Origin of the sequence: Vibrio sp. 1180_3 (assembly GCF_029478545.1) — a bacterium.
In the GTDB taxonomy this organism is placed as follows: Bacteria; Pseudomonadota; Gammaproteobacteria; order Enterobacterales; family Vibrionaceae; genus Vibrio; species Vibrio aestuarianus.
The window spans coordinates 22598-30151 of sequence record NZ_SJFM01000038.1; the positions used below are offsets into that span (position 1 = coordinate 22598).

Annotated in this window: 9 protein-coding genes and 1 pseudogene; 5 read left to right on the forward strand and 5 right to left on the reverse strand. The window is 40.1% G+C overall.

Annotation, left to right across the window (positions count from 1 at the left end; genetic code table 11):
* Positions 1-388 precede the first annotated feature (388 nt).
* On the reverse strand, positions 389-1024 hold the full coding sequence (locus tag EYW48_RS17920; protein WP_274699442.1) for a hypothetical protein: 636 nt from the start codon (positions 1022-1024) through the stop codon (positions 389-391).
* A gap of 161 nt (positions 1025-1185) precedes the next feature.
* Here EYW48_RS17920 and EYW48_RS17925 point away from each other — a divergent pair, with 161 nt between their 5' ends.
* From EYW48_RS17925 to EYW48_RS17935, 3 genes are all read left to right on the forward strand, one after another.
* Positions 1186-1431, forward strand: coding sequence for a DUF2164 domain-containing protein (locus tag EYW48_RS17925; protein WP_274699441.1), 246 nt, complete (start codon positions 1186-1188; stop codon positions 1429-1431).
* Between the two features lie 153 nt (positions 1432-1584).
* Positions 1585-2124 (forward strand): cytochrome b, encoded by a 540-nt coding sequence (locus tag EYW48_RS17930; RefSeq protein WP_274699440.1) that lies wholly within the window; start codon positions 1585-1587, stop codon positions 2122-2124.
* The gene (locus EYW48_RS17935; RefSeq protein WP_261916290.1) at positions 2121-2690 is read left to right on the forward strand and encodes a YceI family protein; all 570 of its coding nucleotides are present in this window, start codon (positions 2121-2123) and stop codon (positions 2688-2690) included. Before EYW48_RS17930 ends, EYW48_RS17935 begins: the two co-directional genes overlap by 4 nt.
* A 142-nt stretch (positions 2691-2832) precedes the next feature.
* Here the strand turns inward: EYW48_RS17935 and EYW48_RS17940 are convergent, their stop codons facing one another.
* Positions 2833-4611 carry a methyl-accepting chemotaxis protein gene (locus EYW48_RS17940; protein ID WP_277432772.1) on the reverse strand — a complete coding sequence of 593 codons (1779 nt, stop codon included), beginning with the start codon at positions 4609-4611 and terminating at the stop codon, positions 2833-2835.
* 174 nt (positions 4612-4785) lie between these two features.
* On the opposite strand from EYW48_RS17940, the gene EYW48_RS17945 reads away from it, so the two are divergent.
* The gene (locus EYW48_RS17945; RefSeq protein ID WP_255199768.1) at positions 4786-5388 is read left to right on the forward strand and encodes a beta-phosphoglucomutase family hydrolase; all 603 of its coding nucleotides are present in this window, start codon (positions 4786-4788) and stop codon (positions 5386-5388) included.
* Positions 5389-5419: 31 nt separating this feature from the next.
* Here EYW48_RS17945 and EYW48_RS17950 read toward each other — a convergent pair whose 3' ends face one another.
* Both EYW48_RS17950 and EYW48_RS17955 read right to left on the reverse strand, forming a co-directional pair.
* Entirely contained in the window at positions 5420-5893 is a 474-nt protein-coding gene (locus EYW48_RS17950; protein ID WP_053310683.1) for an FKBP-type peptidyl-prolyl cis-trans isomerase, read from the reverse strand.
* Positions 5894-5909: 16 nt separating this feature from the next.
* A complete protein-coding gene (locus EYW48_RS17955) occupies positions 5910-6536 on the reverse strand; it encodes a thiol:disulfide interchange protein DsbA/DsbL (protein ID WP_176246842.1) in 627 nt (208 codons plus the stop codon).
* 154 nt (positions 6537-6690) lie between these two features.
* Between EYW48_RS17955 and EYW48_RS17960 the strand changes: the two genes are divergently transcribed.
* Positions 6691-7305: an OmpA family protein gene (locus tag EYW48_RS17960; RefSeq protein WP_274672732.1), complete on the forward strand. Its 615-nt coding sequence runs from the start codon at positions 6691-6693 to the stop codon at positions 7303-7305.
* Positions 7306-7396: 91 nt separating this feature from the next.
* Here the strand turns inward: EYW48_RS17960 and EYW48_RS17965 are convergent.
* Positions 7397-7554 (reverse strand): annotated as a pseudogene (locus EYW48_RS17965) (transketolase); the annotation flags it as partial.

A 7554-nucleotide genomic window follows, 5' to 3' on the forward strand; every position in this document is an offset into this window, starting at 1 on the left:
GCTCAATTATCGTCCTAGCATCAATATGCCATGCCATAATATTGACAGTCTATGACGCTTGTCAACAGTATGTTAGGTTTAGATAATTAATCGATTAATGTCAAAACTATGTCACAAATGAAGATTTTTAATGATTTTTTCATGAAATCTCATAAATGAAAATGGAATTAAGTAAATAATTTTTTATTTAACAAGCTGTTATATTTGATGGGGGAGTGGTAATAAAATGGGTAAATTAAACATTGTTAGATTACTACAAACGTCTAAAGGTTGATTAAATTGTTGAATTAGGTCTTTTAAATATTTTTGTGAACCAGTATCACATTTTTATGGTTTTTCATAAGAGAGGCTTTTAAAACTCAGCAACGCTTTATTTTGTGTTTAACATTTATGCCCACTGAAGAACCGCATAGAGCTGGATATACTTTCTGACCAGTTGCTGGTTTTTGGAATGCTTCAGCGGATGACCGAATTTGATATAGCAAGGGCTGATTTGAAAGCGAGTTTCGAGAGATTGGCTGAGCCAAGAATCACTTTCATAAAGTGTGATTCCCTGCGCGTTATATTGATCAATTTCATCAGGTAGTTGACCTGTCCACCAGTGGAGTAGTTCACGGCTTTTTTGGCTACGACTTATCCAGTGGTCGGTGAGCAGTAATAGTAAATCATTAGGTTGAATGGCGTAAGCGTATTCATACTTCCACTGCGCGATATCTTGCATGAGTTTCTCGCGGCACGTTTTTCCTGCACTAACTAAATGATGAGTCAATATCCAAACCGTGCCAGCATCGCAACTTACCCGATAGTGATGAGGCTGGTCACGATGAGGGTTTGATTCTATTGGAAAATAGTTGCAAGGGTGTCCAAATTCACTCAGCGTTCTTGCTAACCGGCGCGCAAAGGCCAGGCCTAGGTGATGCTCACTCATTCCTTGATTATGAATCGTTGGGTAGTGCTTTTCACAAAGCTTTAGGCAGTCAGATTGAAATTCATTGACGCTTTGAGTGAGTATATCCAATAGCAACTCGTTGTTCTCCTTTAATAAAGCTAAGCAAGATTACCACAGTTACGATGAACGACGAGCGACAAATAACCAGTTCTTGATCTTTCACACTCTTCTTTCTAAATAATTGGTTTGTCGTGTGTTTATCACCTAAAATTTCAGTTGTCACTTGGGGGAATCAAATGAAAGAACTTGTGCTCGATGAAGAACAAAAAACAGCGCTGACTCAAGCGCTACAACGTTATATGGAAGAGGAACTTGATACGGAAATTGGTCAATTTGATGCCTTATTTTTGCTCGATTTCGTCGCAAGCAAAATAGGACCTGCTTTTTATAACAAAGGGTTGTCAGATGCTCATGATGTTATGCAAAGAAGGATGCTTGATGTAGCAGATGATTTATATGCGATAGAGCAACCAATAAATTAGGCTTTTTAAGTTCCTTCAGTTTTTCTGAACAACTCCATCAATTTAGCGATATGTCCACAATGTAAAGAATGGTAAATACTATGTAAAACGTAAGCATTAATGTGTAGCTTTAATCTATCTGATTGGCATTCTCACTTATCTTTAGAGACTTTTATGACTTCAAACGTAAAAAATTACAATCTCGTTTCCCGCTTAGTGCACTGGGTATCGGCTTTGGTCGTATTCGGTATGTTCGCGGTAGGCTTGTGGATGGTCGATCTTACCTACTATAGCCAATGGTATAAGACGGCGCCCCACTGGCATAAATCAATTGGATTATTGCTTGCTGCATTAACACTGTTTCGCCTGCTATGGAAACAAATAAGCTCAACCCCTTCGATTGAAGGAAGTCTTGTTGAGCGTTTAGGCGCTAAGGCTGCCCATGGCTTCATGTATTTATTGTTAATCACACTATTTGTTTCCGGTTACCTAATTTCAACCGAAGATGGCCGTGGGATTGATGTATTTAACTGGTTGACAGTACCTGGTATGGGCGCTTTGTTTGAAGGACAGGCTGACCTTTCAGGAACTATTCACTTTTACGCCGCTTGGACGTTAATTATTATCGCGGTAATTCATGCCGCAGCAGCGCTTAAGCACCACTTTATCAACAAAGATAATACTCTACGAAAAATGACAGGAGCTTCGAAATGAAGAAAACATTACTTGCTGCAGGACTAGCTTTCGCAACGTTAATGCCATTGAGTGCTAGTGCAGCGGATTACGTTATTGATAGTAAAGGGGCTCATGCTTCTATTAACTTCAAGGTTAGCCACCTTGGTTACAGCTTCATTAAAGGACGTTTTAACAAGTTCGATGGCGAGTTTTCTTATGATGCTAAAGACTTGGCCAGCTCTAAAGTGCAGGTAAATGTGGATACGCGTAGTTTAGATAGTAATCATGCTGAGCGTGATAAACATATCCGTAGTACTGATTTTATTGATGCTTCGAAATTCCCTCAAGCTACTTTTACGAGTACTAAAGTGGTAGATAAAGGAAATGGCCAATTGGAAGTGATGGGCGACTTGACGCTTCATGGGCAAACAAAACCTATTACGATCAATGCTGAATTTATTGGTGCAGGCCAAGACCCATGGGGAGGACAACGTGCTGGCTTTATGGGCACGACTCGTCTAGAACTGGCCGATTTTAATATCGCGGTAATGGGTTCATCAAGTTATGTTGATATGGAACTGCATATCGAAGGTGTTCAAAAATAAGTTTTATATTGCAGCCCGTTTTGTTGTGTAGCACTAACTAGTGCCTGAAACACCTAAATACTGACGATGAGAAATAAAAGGGACTACATTTTGAGTAGTCCCTTTTTGATACTTATTAGGGTGAGCTTGGGTTCATATCCTATTAGATAGTTGCTGTTTTTTCAGTTTGGAATTCAGCCACAGCGCTATCCATTTCATGGGCTTGTTTGGATACAATATCAACCTCAGCCAGGCACTGTTTAGCAGAGTGCATGTTGTTGTCTGAAATTGAATTGAGTTCGGTTATTGATTCGCTCACTTGATTCATGACGATCCCTTGCTCTTCAATAGCTGAAGCGATACGTTCAGAATTACTTTGGATCATCTCCATATCAGTAATAATTTGCCGCAAGCTTTGATCAAGCTTATTTGAGGCATCTAAAGTTTCGTGGCCTTGTGTATTACACTGCGCTATGTCAGTCACCACCGTGCTCATTTGCGTTTGAATGGCAGAAACAACATTAGTTATCTCTTCTGTTGATTGATGCGTTCTACTTGCTAAGGCTCGAACTTCATCTGCGACCACTGCAAATCCTCGTCCTTGTTCACCCGCGCGCGCAGCTTCGATTGCGGCATTAAGAGCCAGTAGATTGGTCTGCTCAGCAATGGCTTGAATAATGGTTACCGCTCCACCAATCTGTTCTACGTGTTTATTGAGCGAGGAAATAGAGTGCTGACTCTTTTCTAAGGTGCGGGACAACTGATCAACATTTTTGACGGTGGATTCAACAACAGTCCTGCCACTCTGGGCATTTTTGGCTGCTTGGTGCACTCCTTCAACGGCAATGCTGGTGCTTTCTGATATCTCCCCAATGGTTGCTACCATTTCTTGTACAGCGGTTGCCATTGTGGTGGTGTGATCGGCTTGCACATGGAATTGTTCAATGACATCTTCCAGTTCGTTATGCATACTTGATGTACTGCTCGAAAGCTGTTGCGATTTAGTCTGAGAGCCAGCGATGAGCATTTCAAATTTATCGAGTAATGTATTGAAATAATTGCCAATCGAAACTAATTCATTTTTACCTTCTAATTTAACGCGCAAGCTGATGTTGTTGGTGCTTGAAATCATCTGCATCACAGTCAACAACTTGCTGACTTGAATGTTAATGGAGCGTGAAATTTGTAATATAAAAGCGAGAATAAAGGCAATGACTAACAATGTAACACCATTTTTAATGTAATTGAGCTCCACCTGTATGCGATCTACTTCGGTACTAAGGGTCTCAGAAAAACTTGAAAACTGTGTTTCCACTGCATGAGATAAATTACGAGCTTCACCTAACAAACCTTGATTATATTGCAGCCCGACAATTTTTTTCTGTTCAATTAATTGCAGTGCGGCTTGTTTTAAATTTGGAAAGATCGAGTCAATCGATTCCGTTGGGGCATACTCGCCACTTTGCGCCATTTTATCAAAAGCAATTAATGCCACTAATTGCTGATCATCGGAATTCATTTTGGCTGACTCTAAGGCCTGTAAGTAACGTCCTAAAATGCCGGCTTTATCATTGAGGCCGTATTGTTCATAGGCCTGGACGAGTTTTTCAAACCCTTGCTTATAAGCGAGGAGGTCTTGACGAAGTTGAGTACTTGATGGCAGGTTACGATCAGATAGAATGGGCGAGAGCTGTTTTTCTAGCGTCAGGAAAAGGTCGCTATTTTTTTTAAAAGTATCAAGATATTTTAAATCTCCTCTTAGTAGAAAATCTTTTTCATTACGCCGCAAATTGAGCAGCCTAATTTCAAGTTTAGCGACTAAATTAATAGCTTGATTGAGTTCATCGGTTGTTTTAGCAAAATGTGAGGTTGTTGACAGTATCGATACCACCCCCACAATAGCAACGACACCCAGTGAATATAATTTTTGTTTGATATTCATGAGATTACTTACCTACGTGAAATAAACTTAAGTTGAATTATTATTATTTATTGTTATTAGAATGTTAGGTTTAAACTGGAAGCATAGCAATGAAGTGGCAAAGATAAATTACCTTCAACATGCTTTTTATGCATAACATTTTGATTTTTAATTGTTATTTTTATGGTGGAAGATTTGCAATACATTGATTTGGAACGTTATCAAGGCTTGATTTTTGATATGGATGGCACGCTACTTGATACCATGCCAGCCCATTTGCAAGCGTGGTCGCAAACGGCGCAACACTTTAAATTTCCTTTTTCGCATCAATGGTTACATAGCTTAGGTGGTATGCCGAGTTTTAAAATTGTTGCGGAGATTAATAAACAGCACCACCTTGGACTTGATCCACAGCTTGTGGCCAACTTTAAAATGACCGTATTTTCAGAAATAGAAAGCTATGGCGAGGTCATTCCTTGTACTCATGATGTGGTTAACCATTTTTATGGCCATAAAAAAATGGCGGTAGGGACGGGCAGCCAAAGACAAAGTGCAATCAAGCTTCTTACAAAATCAGGATTGTTAGACAAATTTGATGCTGTAGTAACGGCGTCAGACGTAAAGAACCATAAACCTAATCCAGACACTTTTCTACAAGCTGCAAGTTTGTTGGGGTTGCAAGCGAATCAGTGTGTGGTGTTTGAAGATACCGATTTAGGTAAACAGGCCGCTCATTCTGGTGGTATGGATTGCGTAATGGTAGAAAATGGCAGGTTGGTTTTTTATCCCTATTTATAATCGAAAATGAGCCGCTTTCGCGGCTCATTTATTATTGAATTTCAATTAGTTCAACGTCAAAAATCAGTACTGCTGCTGGTGGGATAGGACCACTGCCACCTTTGCCATAGCCTAAGTTACTAGGAATGAACAGGCGCATTTTTTGTCCTTCGACCATAAGTTGTAAACCTTCCTGCCAGCCTTTAATTACTTGGTTTAAACCAAAAGTAATGGGGTCGTTGCGCTCAACCGAGCTATCGAATACGGTACCATCCGTCAATGTACCATGGTAATGCACTTTAACTCGGCTGTTGGATTTAGGATGAACAGTGCCAGTGCCTTCTTGCAGTACTTTATACTGAAGGCCACTTTCCGTGATCATCACTCCTTCTTGCTTCGCGTTTTCTGTGAGGAACGCTTGTCCTAGGGTGAAGTTTTCATCCGCTGCTTTATGGTTGGTCCATGTGCGGTAGATAAAGAAACCAGCCAGTATGAAAATAATAAGTGGGAATATAAATTTAGACATAATCTTTAAGCCTATATTAAGGTTGAGTCAGTAGATAAGAGATGGTATTGGCGATACCTTCTGCGTCGTTATGGCCAGAGGTCATAACAAGGTATTTGCCTTTTACGATAAAAGTAGGAACGGAGTTAATTTGTCCTTTCACCGAAACTTCTTCTGCCATCATCATTGTTTGAAGCAGTTGTTTTTGTTGTTCTGCATCCAAAGCATAAGGGCTAACTAAGTTGCGCTCTGAGAATACAAGCTCAATAGCTTTTTTACGCTCAGGTGAGGTTGCCTCTTCTCCCATTTGCACTACAGAAAAAAGCGCTTCCATCATCTGGTGATCTGGTACTGAATTTAATTGCATTACGGCTGTGTAATAAATCATTGCGCCAATTTGAGCACCTTCATTAAATGTAACATGCAATTTACCGAAAGTTTCTCCAGTCGCTTTTTCTAGTTGAGGGATAACACTTTCCATTTTACGGCAATGGCCGCAAGTTAAGGCGAAAACTTCCGTCACAGCAGGTAAACGATAAGTTGATAGGTTAACTGGCAGTTGCTGATATTGCTTACCTTCTTGTGGGGTATTGCTATCACTGCAACCGACGATAGCGAGTAAAGCTGCAACTAAGCCCAAGTATTGGAAGATGATTTTTTTCATATAAGATTTCTTGTCGAAGAATAAGAGCCACATTCTAACGGCTTCAGATAACAAGAAAAACAGAAACCATCAGTAAATTACCATCAAATAGTTATAAAGTTTTACGCTGTTGGCCGATATAGTCTTTGTAGTGAGTTTATGGAGTGGTATTCGGATGAAGTATTTAGCTTTGCCATTATTAATGTTGTTGACGGGTTGTGGAAGTTTGGTCACTGATCGTATGTTTAGTGACAATCTATTAAATGAAGCACCTAAAGGTGATTTTGATGTGCTTTATCCCGAGTGGGGAAACGCTCCTAAGCTAGCCTCGACTGGTGTTCAAGGGCCAATGGGTCAACAACGTACAGGTAGCTATGACTCATTACAAAATTTCTTATTGAGAAATGGTGTGGATTATGAAGTATTGCCGGGTAATCACATTATGGTGAAATTAAAAGATACCGTTAAGTTTGAAACGGGTTCTTCGCAGGTTTCGTCTAATTCGCAGCAATGGTTGAGTATGATGGGTAGTTATCTTGCCTCAGAGCCAAGTATTGATATTGTTATTGATGGCCATGCCGATAGTACAGGTGTCGCAAATTTTAATGACCGTTTATCAATGAATCGAGCAAAAGCGGTCAAAAACACACTGGTGAAGAATAATGTTGCAATGGATTCCATTTTTACCCGTGGTTATGGTGAATATGTTCCTGCTTGTACCAATCAAACCAAAGTAGGCAAAGCATGCAATCGTCGTGTTGAAGTACTGTTTATTGTATCAAACAATTAATTTACTTGGTTCTCACACATCCTAAGCATTACATGAAAAAGCCCCACTTATTGCAAGCGGGGCTTTTTTATTTTTGTATGCCTAAAGTCAATTAAGCAAGCAGCTCATTTGCTGTTTTCACCACGTTTTCAGTGGTGAAGCCAAACATCTCGAACAACTGATCAGCAGGCGCTGACTCACCAAAGGTGGTCATACCGATGATCTTGCCGCCAAAGCCAACGTACTTGTACCAGAAATCCGCAATGCCCG

What these genes read in the sequence shown, in the direction of transcription:
- EYW48_RS17960 (WP_274672732.1), top strand. Translation starts at nt 6,691, where the DNA reads ATGAAGTATTTAGCTTTGCCATTATTAATGTTGTTGACGGGTTGTGGA.
- EYW48_RS17940 (WP_277432772.1), bottom strand. Translation starts at nt 4,611, where the DNA reads ATGAATATCAAACAAAAATTATATTCACTGGGTGTCGTTGCTATTGTG.
- EYW48_RS17935 (WP_261916290.1), top strand. Translation starts at nt 2,121, where the DNA reads ATGAAGAAAACATTACTTGCTGCAGGACTAGCTTTCGCAACGTTAATG.
- EYW48_RS17950 (WP_053310683.1), bottom strand. Translation starts at nt 5,893, where the DNA reads ATGTCTAAATTTATATTCCCACTTATTATTTTCATACTGGCTGGTTTC.
- EYW48_RS17930 (WP_274699440.1), top strand. Translation starts at nt 1,585, where the DNA reads ATGACTTCAAACGTAAAAAATTACAATCTCGTTTCCCGCTTAGTGCAC.
- EYW48_RS17955 (WP_176246842.1), bottom strand. Translation starts at nt 6,536, where the DNA reads ATGAAAAAAATCATCTTCCAATACTTGGGCTTAGTTGCAGCTTTACTC.
- EYW48_RS17925 (WP_274699441.1), top strand. Translation starts at nt 1,186, where the DNA reads ATGAAAGAACTTGTGCTCGATGAAGAACAAAAAACAGCGCTGACTCAA.